Source organism: Streptomyces sp. NPDC090106 (assembly GCF_044747265.1).
Classification (GTDB): domain Bacteria; phylum Actinomycetota; class Actinomycetes; order Streptomycetales; family Streptomycetaceae; genus Streptomyces.
In genome coordinates, this window is sequence record NZ_JBIVDS010000001.1 from 309,426 (window position 1) to 322,622 (window position 13,197).

The window sequence follows — 13,197 nt, forward strand, 5'->3', positions numbered from 1 at the left end:
GCGGGATCTCGCTGTGGAGCTAAGGAGAATTGAACTCCTGACCTCCTGCATGCCATGCAGGCGCTCTACCAACTGAGCTATAGCCCCTTGCTTCGCTCCGCCCGGTTTCCCCGGCGGCGACGCCAACATTACACGGTCGGCGGGGTGGAACACCAAATCGTTTCCGTCCCGCCCCGCTCACGCCGTGACGAACGAGTAGAACCGCTTGAGCGTGCAGTGCTCTTCGAGAAGCCGGCCGTAGATCGGCTCGCCCTCGAGTTCGCGGTACGTCTCGATCGGGTCGCCTTTTATGATCAGCGCCCGCGCGCATTCCTCGCACCAGTACTGGTAGTCGGGGTTGACCGGCTCCATGTCACGGACGATCGGCGTCCCGCTGCCACACCAGTCGCACTTTCGCCTGTGTGCACCCATCGATCAGCTCCAGCTATGGCCGCAGGCCGTGCACACGTAGGAAATGCCACCGTTGTCACCGAGGACCTGTGCGACATGAAGGGAACCGCAGGAGGGGCAGACGAGACGGGTCACCGTGTCCCGGGTCAACACCGCCCCGGGGGGTACGTCGACCTCCCCGAGGATGCTCGCAGGCATCGCCACTCCCTCCCGTCGGGCCGCGCCCCCTTCCGGCCGTTTGATTCTGCCACGGCCGGACCAATACGGTCAGCGACGCCTCAGTACCAGTCCGGACACGGCACCCGCCGCGGCCGCCCAGGACAGCGCGAACGTGCCCGCCCGCAGCGCCTCCGAAGAGGTATACGCCCCGAAGACCCCGAGTGACTCAAGCAGGTCGCAGAACAGTCTCGGGGAAGTGACGTGAAGATCACCGTTCGGCGGGCATCGGGTCCGGCGCGGGTGGGCAGGAACACGGCCGCGTCCATCCCGACACGAGGAGCGCCGAGGCCGTGAGCACCTCACCCGCCGTCCCCGCCCCCGTCCCCACCGCCCCCGGCGGGCTGCCGCTGATCGGGCACGCCCTGCGCCTGGCGCGGACCCCGCTGCCGTTCCTCACCTCCCTGCGCGAGTACGGCGGCGTCGTCCGCGTCCGCCTGGGCCCGACCCCCGCGTACGTGGTCACCGACCCGGCGCTGACCCGTACCGTGCTGGTCACCGAGGCGGCGAGCTTCGCCAAGGGCGGGAAGATCTTCGACACCCTGCGGTTCGTGTTCGGCGACGGTCTGGCCACCATCGCCGACGGCGACACCCATCTGCGCAACCGGCGTCTGATGCAGCCCATGTTCAACAGGGCCCACATCGCCACCCGCTGCACGGCCATGATCGAACAGGTCAGGTCGATGACCGGGGCATGGGAGGACGGCCGTCCCCGCGACGTCTTCGCGGACATGAACGACGTCACCCTGGCCGGCTTCCTGGTCGCCGTCTTCGGCACGGACCTCCCCGAGAACCTCCGGGGGGAGTTCACCGCGCTCATGCCCGACATCATGAGAGAAACGATTCGTCAGACGCTTCTGCCCCCTTGGGCGGCCAGGCTCCCGCTGCCCGCCCACCGCGCCTACGCGCGCCGGGTCGAGCGCCTGCGCGCCCTCGTCGACGAGGCCGTCGACCACCACGCCCCCACCGCCGCGACCGGCTGCCCCCACCACCCCGGGCCGCCCGCAGCCGACGGACACACCGGGCTGTTCCGGACCCTGATGACGGGCGAGGAGCCGCTCACCCGCCGGCAGCTCCAGGACGAGGCCATCACCCTGCTGAACGCGGCGATCGAGACCTCCGGCACCACCCTCGCCTGGGCCCTGTACGAGATCACCCGGCACCCCGGGACGGAGGAGCGGCTGCGCGCCGAACTCACCGCCGTCTGCGGCGACCGGCCCCTGCGCCCCGAGGACCTCGACCATCTCCCCTACGCCCGGCGGGTCCTGAAGGAGGCGCTGCGCAAGTACGGGCCGGCCTGGATCGTGACCCGCACCACCACCCGGGACGTCGACCTCGGCGGCCACCGCATCCCCGCGGGCGCCGACATCGTGTGGAGCCCCTATCTCCACCAGAACGACCCCAGCCGCTTCCCCGAGCCGGACGCCTTCGACCCCGACCGCTGGACCCTGGACCGCACCCCCACGACCCGGGACGCGTTCTTCGCCTTCGGGGACGGCCGCCGCAAGTGCATCGGGGAGAACTTCGCCTGGGTCGAGCTCCAGATCATCCTGGCGACCGTCCTGCAGACGTGGCCGCGGCTGCGGCTCGTCTCCCGGCCGCCGCGCCCGCAGACGGCCATCACCGTCAAACCGGACCGGCTGACCATGGTCTTCGGGACGTCCTGACCGCGGGGCGTTCACCGAAACCGCCGCGGGAAAACAGAAATCCCGCCGGATCTGATCGATCCGGCGGGATCTCGCTGTGGAGCTAAGGAGAATTGAACTCCTGACCTCCTGCATGCCATGCAGGCGCTCTACCAACTGAGCTATAGCCCCTTGCCGCGTTCTTCCCGCTCAGCGGGGCGAACAAGAAGAACTTTAGCCTGCGACCTGCCGGAAAGTGAAATCCGCCCGGTCGTCGCCCGGTCGTCGCTCAGTCGTCGTCGCCGAGCACCGGTTCCGGCAGCGTGCCGGCGTTGTGCTCCAGCAGCCGCCAGCCGCGCGCGCCCTCCCCGAGGACGGACCAGCAGCAGTTGGACAGACCGCCGAGGCTCTCCCAGTGACGGGCCTCGAGACCCAGGAGACGGCCGATGGTGGTGCGGATCGTGCCGCCGTGGCTGACGACGACGAGGGTGCCCCCGTCGGGCAGCTTGTCGGCGTGCCCCAGGACGACGGGGGCGGCCCGGTCGGCCACCTCGGTCTCCAGCTCGCCACCGCCCCGGCGGACCGGCTCACCGCGCTTCCACGCGGCGTACTCGTCGCCGTGCGCGGCGATGATCTCGTCGTGCGTCAGCCCCTGCCAGACGCCCGCGTAGGTCTCCCGCAGGCCCTCGTCGTGGGTGATCTGGAGCTCGGTGAGGACGGCGAGCTCGGCGGCCGTGAGCGCGGCGCGCCGGAGGTCCGAGGCGACGATCGCGTCGGGCTTCAGCGAGGCCAGCAGCCGGGCGGCACGGCGCGCCTGGGCGACACCGGTCTCGGTGAGGGGGACGTCGGTGGTGCCCTGGAAGCGGCGCTCCACGTTCCACGCGGTCTGCCCGTGCCGCCACAGGATGACGCGGCGGCCCCGCCCGGACCTGCCCGCGCTCACCTCACCGGTGGCGCTCACCGCCACTCACCGGCTTCCTCCGTCTCCTCGGCGGCCTGGAGCTTGGCGTGCTCCTCGGCCTTGCCGCGGGTGGCCTTGGCGTCCTCGGGCAGGTCCAGCTCGGGGCAGTCCTTCCAGAGCCGCTCCAGGGCGTAGAAGACGCGCTCCTCGCTGTGCTGGACGTGGACGACGATGTCGACGTAGTCGAGCAGGATCCAGCGGGCGTCGCGGTCGCCCTCGCGGCGCACCGGCTTGGCGCCGAGCTCCTTGTTCAGCCGCTCCTCGATCTCGTCGACGATCGACTTGACCTGGCGGTCGTTGGGCGCGGAGGCCAGCAGGAAGGCGTCCGTGATGGACAGTACGTCGCTGACGTCGTAGGCGATGATGTCGTGCGCGAGCTTGTCGGCGGCCGCCTGGGCGGCGGTCTGGATGAGCTCGATGGAGCGGTCGGTCGCGGTCACTGCAAGGCTTTCCGTCGGCGGTCGGTTGACCTCAAGGGTCTCACGGCCGCCGACGGCGCCCCACGCGATCGCAGCCGCGGGCTAGGACGACGAGGGCTCGTAGTCCTGGCCGAGGATCACCGAGACGTTCGCGTTGGACGTGACCTTGCCCTTGGTGACGGCGCTGGTGGGCAGGCCGAGCGTCTTGGCGACCTCGCTGGCGTTCTCCTTGTCTCCGGCGTCGGTGTAGACGACCTTCGACGCGGACTGGGCGGCGGACGCCGTCCCGGCCTCGATGAAGGTGAAGCCGCCGTTGAGCAGGACCACGCGGACCTTCTCGGTGTTGTCCTTGACGCCGCTGGCGTTCTGGACGGAGACACGGACCGCGGCGTCCTTGTCGGGGCTCTTCGCGGTGCCGCCGAGGACGTCCTTGACCACGCTGCCGCTGGCCTCGGCGCTCAGTGTGCCGTCGCCCTGGACGGGCAGCAGGGCCGTCTTGTAGTCGCCGCCCTTGGCGCGGTCGGCGAGCTTGGCGAGGAACGTGCCGAGGTCCTTGTCGGTGAGCGAGGGGTCCAGGATCTGCGCGAGGGTCTGCACGGTGACCGTGGCGCCCTGCGCGTCGGAGGACATCTTGCGCAGCACCGCCTGCATGACCTGGCCGAACCGCTCCAGCTGCGCGTTCTGGGCCTCGCCCGAGGCGCGGTAGGTGGCGTAGGCGACGGCCATCTTGCCGCTGAGGGTCTGGGACTTGCCCTTGTGGACGAGGGTCGCGGCGTCCTTCTTCTTCTTGGCGTCCGGGTCGGGCACGTCCGCGTCGGTGTCGACCTCGATGTTGCCGACGATGTCGACGAGGTTCTGGAGGTAGGGGGTGTCCAGCCGCCAGGTGCCCTCGATCTCGGTGCCGAGCACGGTGTCGATGGCGTCGCGGGTGCCGGAGGAGCCGTCGTCCTCGACCGACTTGGCGAGCGTGGTGGTGCTGCCGTCGTCGTCGGACAGGGCGAGGGAGTTGGGGATCAGGACGGTGGTGCCCTGCTTGGTGGTGGTGTTGTTCACGAGCAGCGCCGTGGAGGTGCCGCCCTCCTTGGTGTTGTGCAGATGGACGACGATCACGTCACGGTTCTGGGCGCCCGCGGCCGTCGTCGTCCTTGCCTTGTCGTCGCTCGCGGACAGTCCGGGCAGCTTCCCGGCGTACCAGAGGTAGCCGACGCCGCCGACCGCGGTGAGCGCCAGGACGACGACCAGGGCGACCAGCCGGCTGCGGGCGCGGCGCTTGGCCTCCTCACGGCGCTCGGTGCGGTTCTCGGTGAAGTTGAGCCAGTCGATGACGTCCTCGGAGTCGCCGTCCGGATCCTCCACGAACGCGAACTGCCCGGTCTGGTAGTCCCGTTCGGGGCTCTCCGGCTCCTCCGCGGGGCCGGCCTGCTGCGGGATGTAGGCGGTCTGCTCGGCGACCTGCGGCTGCGCCGGCTGCTGCTGCGCGTGCTGCTGGGCGCCCGTCGCCGTCTGCTGCCCGTAGGGGTCGTACGGGGCGGCCTGGGTGCCGTAGGGGTCGTAGGCCTGCTGGGGGTACTGGCCCGTCTGCTGGGGCTGCTGTGCGCCGCCCGTCGCGTAGGGGTCGTAGCCGTAGCCCTGCTGCTGGGCGTACGGGTCGTAGGCCTGCTGCGGGGCGGCCTGCCGGTAGACCGGCCTGCCGTACTCGTCGTAGCCGACCAGTTCGTACTGGTCGTCCTGGTCGCCGCCGTAGCCCGCGTCGTATCGGTCGTTCACCGGTAGCCCCTCTCGGCTCACTCGCCGCGGTACAGCTCGCGCTTGTCGATGTAGCGCACGACTCCGTCCGGCACCATGTACCAGATGGGGTCGCCCTTGGCGACTCTTCCACGGCAGTCCGTCGAGGAGATGGCGAGCGCGGGAACCTCGACGAGCGAGACGCCGCCCTCCGGGAGGCCGTGGTCGGTCAGCGGGTGGCCCGGACGGGTGCACCCGATGAAGTGCGCCAGGGAGAACAGCTCCTCGGAGTCGCGCCAGCTGAGGATCTGGCCGAGGGCGTCGGCGCCGGTGATGAAGAAGAGGTCCGTGTCGGGGTTGAGCACGCGCAGATCGCGCAGGGTGTCCACGGTGTAGGTGGGGCCGCCGCGGTCGATGTCGATCCGGCTGACCGAGAACTGCGGGTTCTCGGCGGTGGCGATGACCGTCATCAGATAGCGGTCCTCGGCCGGTGACACCGCGCGGTGCGACTTCTGCCACGGCTGCCCGGTCGGTACGAACACGACCTCGTCCAGGTGGAACTGCGCGGCGACCTCACTGGCCGCCACGAGGTGCCCGTGGTGGATCGGGTCGAAGGTTCCGCCCATGACGCCGAGGCGGCGCTTGCCGGGGTTCGACGGGCCGTTTCCCGGGCCGGTAGGCATGTCCTGCTCTCCCATGCGTGCAGACCCTACCGGCCCGGTCTGAGAGCCCCGGTCCACAGCCCTGCGGACAAATCAGCGATCGCGGTTGAAACGGGTCGTGATCCACAGCAGCAGGAGAAGGATCACGAAGGCGCCGCCACCGGTGAGGAGGGGGCTGAGGCTCTCGTGGTTGCCGCCGTGCTCCTCGCCCTCGGCGGCAAGGGTGACCAACTGGGCAGCGGTGCTGTGGAAGCTCATCTTCGGCAGGACCTATCCGGTGTGGGCGGGATAAAGATGTCGGCCCATCGTAAGCGGGGGCCCGCGCACCGATCACGCCGACTCCGCCATTGGAGCCGCGCGTTGCCGCCGGGGAACTCCGGGGCCGGTTCAGTCGTCCTTCTGCCTGTAGCCCCGCAACAGGAACCAGGCGGTCAGCGCACAGCCCACCAGCATCACCACCAGCACGACCCGGAGCAGATCGCCCGATCCTTGCTGTTCGGCCGCGTTCGCCGCCTCGGCGAGCCAGGCGGACGCGGGGTGGTGCTCCATGACGGGTCTCCTTCGCTCTACTGCCCGTCCACGCTATCTCCGCCTAGGCTGGGCTCTGCTTCGGGGGCGCAAAGGACCGCACAAGGGTCCGTAAAGGATCAATCTTCAGCGCATGGGGGAAGACATGTCCGACGACGGCCACGAGTCCAACGGTCACGAGAACGTCCCGAGCAGGCAGCGCAGGCGCTTCCCGGGGATCTCCTCACGGGCGTACGAGCACCCGGCCGACCGCTCCGCCCTGGTCGCGCTGCGCAAGCTGAGCGGGTTCGACACGGTGTTCAAGGCGCTGAGCGGGCTGCTGCCCGAGCGGAGCCTGCGGCTGCTGTTCCTGTCCGACTCGGTGCGGGTCTCGGACGAGCAGTTCGCCTATCTCCACGACATGCTGCGGGACGCCTGCTACATCCTGGACCTGGAGAAGGTCCCGCCGATGTACGTCAGCCAGGACCCCAAGCCGAACGCGATGTGCATCGGCCTGGACGAGCCGATCATCGTGGTGACGACGGGGCTCGTGGACCTGCTCGACGAGGAGGAGATGCGGGCGGTCGTCGGCCACGAGGTGGGCCACGCCCTGTCCGGCCACGCCGTCTACCGCACGATCCTGCTCTTCCTGACGAACCTCGCCCTGCGGGTGGCGTGGATCCCGCTGGGCAACCTCGCGATCATGGCGATCGTGACCGCGCTGCGCGAGTGGTTCCGCAAGTCGGAGCTGTCCGCCGACCGCGCGGGCCTGCTGGTCGGCCAGGACCTCCAGGCCTCGATGCGCGGCCTGATGAAGCTGGCCGGCGGCCACCATCTGCACCAGATGAACGTGGACGCGTTCCTGAAGCAGGCCGAGGAGTACGAGGCGGGCGGCGACCTGCGCGACTCCGTGCTGAAGATCCTGAACGTGCTGCCCCGCTCCCACCCCTTCACCACGGTCCGCGCGGCCGAGCTGAAGAAGTGGTCCGAGACGCGTGACTACCAGCGTCTGATGGACGGCCACTACCCGCGCCGCAGCGAGGACAAGGACACCTCGGTCACCGACTCCTTCCGGGAGTCCGCCGCCAGCTACGCGGGCAACGTCAAGAGCTCCAAGGACCCCCTGATGAAGCTGGTCAGCGACATCGCGGGCGGCGCGGGCGACCTGGGCGGCCGGGTCCGCCGGGGCTTCGGCGGCGGCGCGAACACCGGAGACACCCCTCCGCGGGACTAGGGCCTGTCTTCACATCCCCCTCTGCCCCGCGGCGCCCGGCACGCACTCTCGCTGCACCGGGCACAGGCCCAAGTACATCCAGTACGAGGGCCTGCACCCGGCACACCGAGAGCACGCACCGGACGCCGCGGGGCCGCCCTTCGGGCGACGAGGGGGATGTGAAGACAGGACCTGGGCCCTGTCACACCTTGGGCTGGGCGGTGGTGGCCAGCGTGCCGCACAGCGCGGTCACCCGGTCCGAGGTGTAGGGGTCGGTCCCGGAGGGGGCGGAGCCCTGGGCGCTCTGCCCGGCGAGCAGCGGGGTCAGCCGGTCCGACGCGGTGTCCCCGCAGGACATCGGCCCCGCCTGCGCGTACGACACGGTCAGCTGTGCCTGGTGCAGCCGTACGTCCTCGTGGTCGAAGCGGAAGTGCAGCTCGCGCCGGACGGTGAACAGAGACGCCTCGCCCTTGGCGCCGGTTCCGGCGGCGCGGACCGCGTAGACGTAGGTGTGGTCGGCGGTGATCTCCAGGAGCGTGGAGGCGGTCTCGCGCACCGCGAGGGTGCCGCTGACCCGGATGCGCGGGTCGGCCAGCTCGGCGGCCCGGGGGTCGAAGCGGACGAGCCAGCCGGTGACGGCGTGGCGGCCGTCGGCGGCGGGGTGTCTGAGGCTCTCGTCGAACTGGAGGTACTGGTCCGCGGGGAGCAGCACCCGCACGGGCCGGGTCTCGCCGCCGGTGAGGACCTCCGGGTGGAGGGAGGAGCGGACCAGGTACTCCTTGACCGTGTCCAGGGCGCTCATGACCTGGGTCTCGGTGAAGTGCGCGGTGTCCCGGGCGGCGGGCAGGGTGATCCCGGCGGCGCCGATCCGGAACTGGGCGGCGGGCGAGTGCGCGTACAGGTACTCGGCGTCGGCCGAGCCGGGCACCGTCCCGGCGGGGGCGAGCGGAACGACCGTGGTGCGCAGGGCCAGTTGGGGGTCGCGTACGGCGGCGGGGCTCTCGTAGGGGTGGCGTACGCCCATGTAGACGGCGGTGCCGAAGGCCAGGGCGATCAGCACGACGAGGACGAGGGCCTGCCGGGTGAGCCCCCGGCGTATCGGCGGGCGGCGGCGCACGGCGGGTCCGTGCTGGTCGGCCATGCGTTCCTGCGCGGAGTACTCCTGGAGCCGGGCAGCGCGGACGAACGACTCGTCGAAGACGACGGATCGGTATTCGTCCTCACCACCTCCGGGGCTGCCCTCGGGTGCACCCTCAGGTGGTTCTCCAGGCCCTCCCATATCTTCAGAGTAGGTCGCGGGAGGCTCGGGTAAACGCCCCGCTGTGCGACAACTTCTGACAGGTTCTCACCAGGACGGACCCGGAACCGGACGGGAACCGGCAGCGGCCGGCGCGTGACCTCGCGCGGCCGTTCAGGGGGTGCGCGGGACCGCCGAGACCGCCGGCTGGGAGTAGCTGGCGGAGACGGAGGGGGCCGCGGCGCTGCCCTGTTCCAGGCCGGTGGAGGCCGGGGGCGGGACCCTGTCGCGGCTGCCGGAGGAGGCGCCCCGGTAGACCGCGGCGAAGGCCAGCGCGACCATGCCGACGCCCATCACGAGGGCCAGCATCCAGGCGACGGGGCGATGCCAGCGGACGTGCTTGCCGTAGGTCCCGGAGGCGGCGTAGCGGCCCTCCAGGACGTCGGTGTCGTCCAGGTCGTCGAGTTCGGGATCACCGCCGGTGGGGACGAGGCCGGCGTAGCCGTCGGGGTCGTCGCAGCGCTCGCCGCGTCCGCGGGCCCGGCGGGCCTCCGCCTCGGAGGCCTCGGCTCTCGCCTGGGCGGCGGCCAGGAGGCGTTCGACGGCGGTCGGTTCATGGAGCACGGCCGCGCGGACGAAGGCCTCGTCGAACACCACGGAGGCGAACTCTTCGTCCGACACCCCGCGGTCCTGGTCGTCGTCGGGGTCCCAGCCGTCCGCGAACGGCGTGCCCCCCACGTCCTCCGGCACGGGTCCAGAGTAGACCTGGGGGGTCAATTTGGGCAGACGGTATGGAAATTCGGCTCAGCGCCGCACGTGCCCGTCGCCGGTGACGATGTACTTGGTGCTGGTCAGTTCCGGCAGTCCCATGGGGCCGCGGGCGTGCAGCTTCTGCGTGGAGATGCCGATCTCGGCGCCGAAGCCGAACTGGCCGCCGTCGGTGAAGCGGGTGGAGGCGTTGACCGCGACCGTCGTGGAGTCGACGAGTTGGGTGAAGCGGCGGGCGGCCTGCTGCGAGGTGGTGACGATGGCCTCGGTGTGCCCGGAGGTCCACAGCCGGATGTGCTCGACGGCCTTGTCGAGGGAGTCGACGACCGCCGCGGCGATGTCGTACGACAGGTACTCGGTCTCCCAGTCCTCCGGTGTGGCCTCCACGACGGTCGCCGCGGTGTCCTTGGCGTACGCCAGCACGCGTTCGTCGGCGTGCACGGTCACGCCGGCCTTCGCGAGGGCGTCCAGGGCGCGGGGCAGGAACTCGGCGGCGATGTCCTGGTGGACGAGGAGGGTCTCGGCGGCGTTGCAGACGCTGGGGCGCTGGGCCTTGGAGTTGATGAGGATCTCGACGGCCATGTCGATGTCGGCGTGGGCGTCGACGTAGACATGGCAGTTGCCGGTGCCGGTCTCGATGACCGGGACGATCGACTCGCTGACGACGGTCTGGATCAGGGAGGCACCGCCGCGCGGGATGAGCACGTCGACCAGACCGCGGGCCCGCATCAGCTCGCGCACGCTCTCGCGGCTCTCCCCGGGCACCAGCTGGACGGCGTCGGCGGGCAGCCCCGCCCCGCCCACGGCGTCGCGCAGCACCCGCACGAGGGCGGTGTTCGACTCGTACGCGGAGGCCGAGCCGCGCAGCAGGACGGCGTTGCCGGACTTCAGGCACAGGGCGGCGGCGTCCACGGTGACGTTGGGCCGGGCCTCGTAGATGATGCCGACCACGCCGAGCGGGACACGGACCTGGCGCAGGTCGATGCCGTTGGGCAGGGTGGAGCCGCGGACGACCTCGCCGACCGGGTCGGGCAGCGCGACGACGTCCCGGACGTCGGAGGCGATGGCGCGCACCCGCTCCGGGGTCAGGGTGAGCCGGTCGACGATCGACTCGCTCGTGCCGGCCTCGCGGGCCTTGGCGATGTCCTTGGCGTTGGCCTCGACGATCTCGCTCGTCCGCACCTCCAGGGCGTCCGCGATGGCGAGCAGCGCGTCGTCCTTCACGGCCCGCGGCAGCGGGGCGAGGTCGGCGGCGGCGGCCTTGGCGCGGTACGCGGCCTGGGTGACCGGGGACAGGTTGTCGTACGGCGAGAGCGTGGTCATGGGGGAAGGGTAGTGCGCCGGGAGGGCGCCGGACCCCGGTCGTCTTACACCGCGAGACGGGGTCAAAACGGATGAACCCCGACCGGTGTCGCGGGCGGCGGCCCGTACCCCTCGGCGACGCGCTGGTGGTAGGTCTCGCGGTCGATGACCTCCAGGCCGACGATCTCCCAGGGCGGCAGCCGGGCGGACTGGCGGTGCTCGCCCCACAGGCGCAGCGCGACGGCGGCGGCGTCGTGCAGGTCGCGCGCCTCCTCCCAGTAGCGGATCTCCGCGTGGTCGTGGGCGTAGCGGCTGGTCAGCAGGAAGGGGTGGTCGTGGGCGAGCTGTTCGAGTCCGCGCCGGACCTCCTTGAGGGGGGCCTCCTCGCCGGAGACGCTGAGCGTGACGTGCCACAGCCGGGGCAGGTCCTCGGGCTTCTCGTACCGGTCCCCGGCGGCGACGCTCGTCAGCACGCGCTCCTCACCCGGCGCGCGGGACGAGACCTCGGCCCCATCGCGGGGCGCGGCCCCAGGGCGCACTCGTCTCACGACGGCCTCCTTTACGCGTGACCGACCGGGTGGTCGTGCGGAATGTGTCCCTGGGTCAAAGTTGAGCAGGCCGCAAGGGTTCGCGTGGCACTTTTGCGGAACGTCCACCTGAGGGCGACACGCCGGACCGGACGTTCACCCTGTTTTCGGCCGGGGGTCCGGGGGTCGCCCCCCGGGAAGGCACAGCGCGGAACGTCCACCTGAGGGCGACAGGCCGGACCGGACGTTCACCCTGTTTTCGGCCGGGGCCGGAGTCCGGCGAGGTCGGTCCGGCGGGCCGGCTACGGCTACGGCTACGGCTACGGCTACGGCTACGGCTGGAGGATCACCAGGTCGTCCCGGTGGACGACCTCCCGCTCGTACGCCGCTCCCAGCTCCCGCGCGAGCTCCCGCGTGGAGCGGCCGAGCAGCTGGGGGATCTCCTTGGCGTCGAAGCTGACGAGCCCGCGGGCCACCGCGCGCCCCGCGGTGTCCCTCAGTTCGACGGGGTCACCGGCGTTGAACTCGCCGTCGACGGCGGCGATCCCGGCGGGCAGCAGCGACTTGCGGCGCTGGACGACCGCCCGGACGGCGCCGTCGTCCAGGGTGAGCGAGCCGCGCGGGGTGGACGCGTGCTGGAGCCAGAGCAGCCGGTCGGCGGAGCGCTTGCCGGTGGGGTGGAAGTAGGTGCCGGTGTCACCGCCGGACAGCGCCTCGGCGGCGTGCACGGCGCTGGTCAGCACGACCGGGATGCCCGCGGCGGCGGCGATGCGGGCGGCCTCGACCTTGGTGACCATGCCGCCGGTGCCGACCCCGGCCTTGCCCGCGCTGCCGATCTCGACGCCGGCGAGGTCGGCGGGTCCGCGCACCTGCGCGATCCGCGCGGTGCCGGGCTTGCCGGGGTCGCCGTCGTAGACGCCGTCGATGTCGGAGAGCAGGACCAGCAGGTCGGCCCTGACCAGGTGGGCGACGAGGGCGGCGAGCCGGTCGTTGTCCCCGAAGCGGATCTCGTCCGTGGCCACCGTGTCGTTCTCGTTGACGACCGGGAAGGCGCCCATCGCGAGGAGCTTGTCGAGGGTGGTGGAGGCGTTGCGGTGGTGGGCCCGGCGGCTCATGTCGTCGCTGGTCAGCAGGACCTGGCCGACGCGGATGCCGTAGCGGGCGAAGGAGGCGGTGTAGCGGGCGACCAGCAGGCCCTGGCCGACGCTGGCGGCGGCCTGCTGGCGGGCCAGGTCCTTGGGGCGGCGGCGCAGTCCGAGCGGGGCGAGACCGGCGGCGATGGCGCCGGAGGAGACGAGGATCACCTCGCGCTCTCCCCCGCCGCGGCTCTTGGCGAGGACGTCGACGAGCGCGTCGACCCGGTCGGCGTCGAGTCCGCCGGAGGCGGTGGTCAGCGACGAGGAACCCACTTTGACGACGATCCTGCGGGCCTCGGTCACGGCCTGCCGGGCGCTTGCGACGCTTGCCACCTGCTCTGTCCCCACTTCTCGCGCGTGGCAGCAATCTACGCGAAGGGGGCTGTCCCGCGGGGCGGCGGTCCAGCCCCCGGACACCGAAGCGTGGCATCAGCACGTAACCGCTTGCTCACGCGTCGCGCATGGCAAAAAGGTTGTAGGAGTTCCATATAGAAATCAAAGAACACTCA

The 13,197-nt window shown here is 71.2% G+C and carries 14 protein-coding genes and 2 tRNA genes; 2 read left to right on the top strand and 14 right to left on the bottom strand.

The features are described from left to right. Nucleotides 1–14 precede the first annotated feature (14 nt). Together ACIPSE_RS01465 and ACIPSE_RS01470 are read right to left on the bottom strand one after the other, a co-directional pair. Nucleotides 15–87 (bottom strand) — tRNA-Ala (locus tag ACIPSE_RS01465). A 90-nt stretch (nt 88–177) separates the two neighbouring features. Further along, entirely contained in the window at nt 178–411 is a 234-nt protein-coding gene (locus ACIPSE_RS01470; RefSeq protein ID WP_003976229.1) for a hypothetical protein, read from the bottom strand. 488 nt (nt 412–899) lie between these two features. On the opposite strand from ACIPSE_RS01470, the gene ACIPSE_RS01475 reads away from it, so the two are divergent. Beyond that, a complete protein-coding gene (locus tag ACIPSE_RS01475; protein WP_401656176.1) occupies nt 900–2,273 on the top strand; it encodes a cytochrome P450 in 1,374 nt (457 codons plus the stop codon). A gap of 77 nt (nt 2,274–2,350) precedes the next feature. Here the strand turns inward: ACIPSE_RS01475 and ACIPSE_RS01480 are convergent. The 7 genes from ACIPSE_RS01480 to ACIPSE_RS01510 form a co-directional block, all read right to left on the bottom strand. Then, nucleotides 2,351–2,423, bottom strand: a tRNA-Ala gene (locus ACIPSE_RS01480). Nucleotides 2,424–2,520: 97 nt separating this feature from the next. Continuing rightward, the gene (locus ACIPSE_RS01485; RefSeq protein WP_401657620.1) at nt 2,521–3,192 is read right to left on the bottom strand and encodes a histidine phosphatase family protein; all 672 of its coding nucleotides are present in this window, start codon (nt 3,190–3,192) and stop codon (nt 2,521–2,523) included. After that, nucleotides 3,189–3,632, bottom strand: coding sequence for a ribosome silencing factor (gene rsfS / locus ACIPSE_RS01490; RefSeq protein WP_401656178.1), 444 nt, complete (start codon nt 3,630–3,632; stop codon nt 3,189–3,191). The genes ACIPSE_RS01485 and rsfS overlap by 4 nt, the downstream gene beginning before the upstream one ends. A gap of 81 nt (nt 3,633–3,713) precedes the next feature. Further along, nucleotides 3,714–5,378: an LCP family protein gene (locus ACIPSE_RS01495; protein WP_401656180.1), complete on the bottom strand. Its 1,665-nt coding sequence runs from the start codon at nt 5,376–5,378 to the stop codon at nt 3,714–3,716. A 17-nt stretch (nt 5,379–5,395) separates the two neighbouring features. Continuing rightward, entirely contained in the window at nt 5,396–6,034 is a 639-nt protein-coding gene (gene nadD / locus ACIPSE_RS01500) for a nicotinate-nucleotide adenylyltransferase (RefSeq protein WP_401656182.1), read from the bottom strand. 57 nt (nt 6,035–6,091) lie between these two features. Continuing rightward, on the bottom strand, nt 6,092–6,256 hold the full coding sequence (locus tag ACIPSE_RS01505; RefSeq protein WP_329339321.1) for a hypothetical protein: 165 nt from the start codon (nt 6,254–6,256) through the stop codon (nt 6,092–6,094). A 129-nt stretch (nt 6,257–6,385) separates the two neighbouring features. Continuing rightward, nucleotides 6,386–6,547, bottom strand: a complete 162-nt coding sequence (locus tag ACIPSE_RS01510) for a hypothetical protein (RefSeq protein WP_401656185.1) — start codon at nt 6,545–6,547, stop codon at nt 6,386–6,388. Nucleotides 6,548–6,671: 124 nt separating this feature from the next. Here ACIPSE_RS01510 and ACIPSE_RS01515 point away from each other — a divergent pair, with 124 nt between their 5' ends. Continuing rightward, complete coding sequence (locus ACIPSE_RS01515; protein WP_401657622.1) at nt 6,672–7,739, top strand: M48 family metallopeptidase; 1,068 nt, start codon at nt 6,672–6,674, stop codon at nt 7,737–7,739. 181 nt (nt 7,740–7,920) lie between these two features. Here the strand turns inward: ACIPSE_RS01515 and ACIPSE_RS01520 are convergent, their stop codons facing one another. From ACIPSE_RS01520 to proB, 5 genes are all read right to left on the bottom strand, one after another. Continuing rightward, nucleotides 7,921–8,997, bottom strand: a complete 1,077-nt coding sequence (locus ACIPSE_RS01520; protein ID WP_401656187.1) for a hypothetical protein — start codon at nt 8,995–8,997, stop codon at nt 7,921–7,923. Nucleotides 8,998–9,129: 132 nt separating this feature from the next. Continuing rightward, nucleotides 9,130–9,705: a hypothetical protein gene (locus ACIPSE_RS01525; protein WP_401656190.1), complete on the bottom strand. Its 576-nt coding sequence runs from the start codon at nt 9,703–9,705 to the stop codon at nt 9,130–9,132. 54 nt (nt 9,706–9,759) lie between these two features. Beyond that, nucleotides 9,760–11,046: a glutamate-5-semialdehyde dehydrogenase gene (locus ACIPSE_RS01530; RefSeq protein WP_401656192.1), complete on the bottom strand. Its 1,287-nt coding sequence runs from the start codon at nt 11,044–11,046 to the stop codon at nt 9,760–9,762. Between the two features lie 62 nt (nt 11,047–11,108). Beyond that, complete coding sequence (locus ACIPSE_RS01535) at nt 11,109–11,564, bottom strand: hypothetical protein (protein ID WP_401657624.1); 456 nt, start codon at nt 11,562–11,564, stop codon at nt 11,109–11,111. A 320-nt stretch (nt 11,565–11,884) separates the two neighbouring features. Continuing rightward, nucleotides 11,885–12,991: a glutamate 5-kinase gene (gene proB / locus ACIPSE_RS01540; RefSeq protein ID WP_401657626.1), complete on the bottom strand. Its 1,107-nt coding sequence runs from the start codon at nt 12,989–12,991 to the stop codon at nt 11,885–11,887. Between the last annotated feature and the right edge of the window lie 206 nt (nt 12,992–13,197).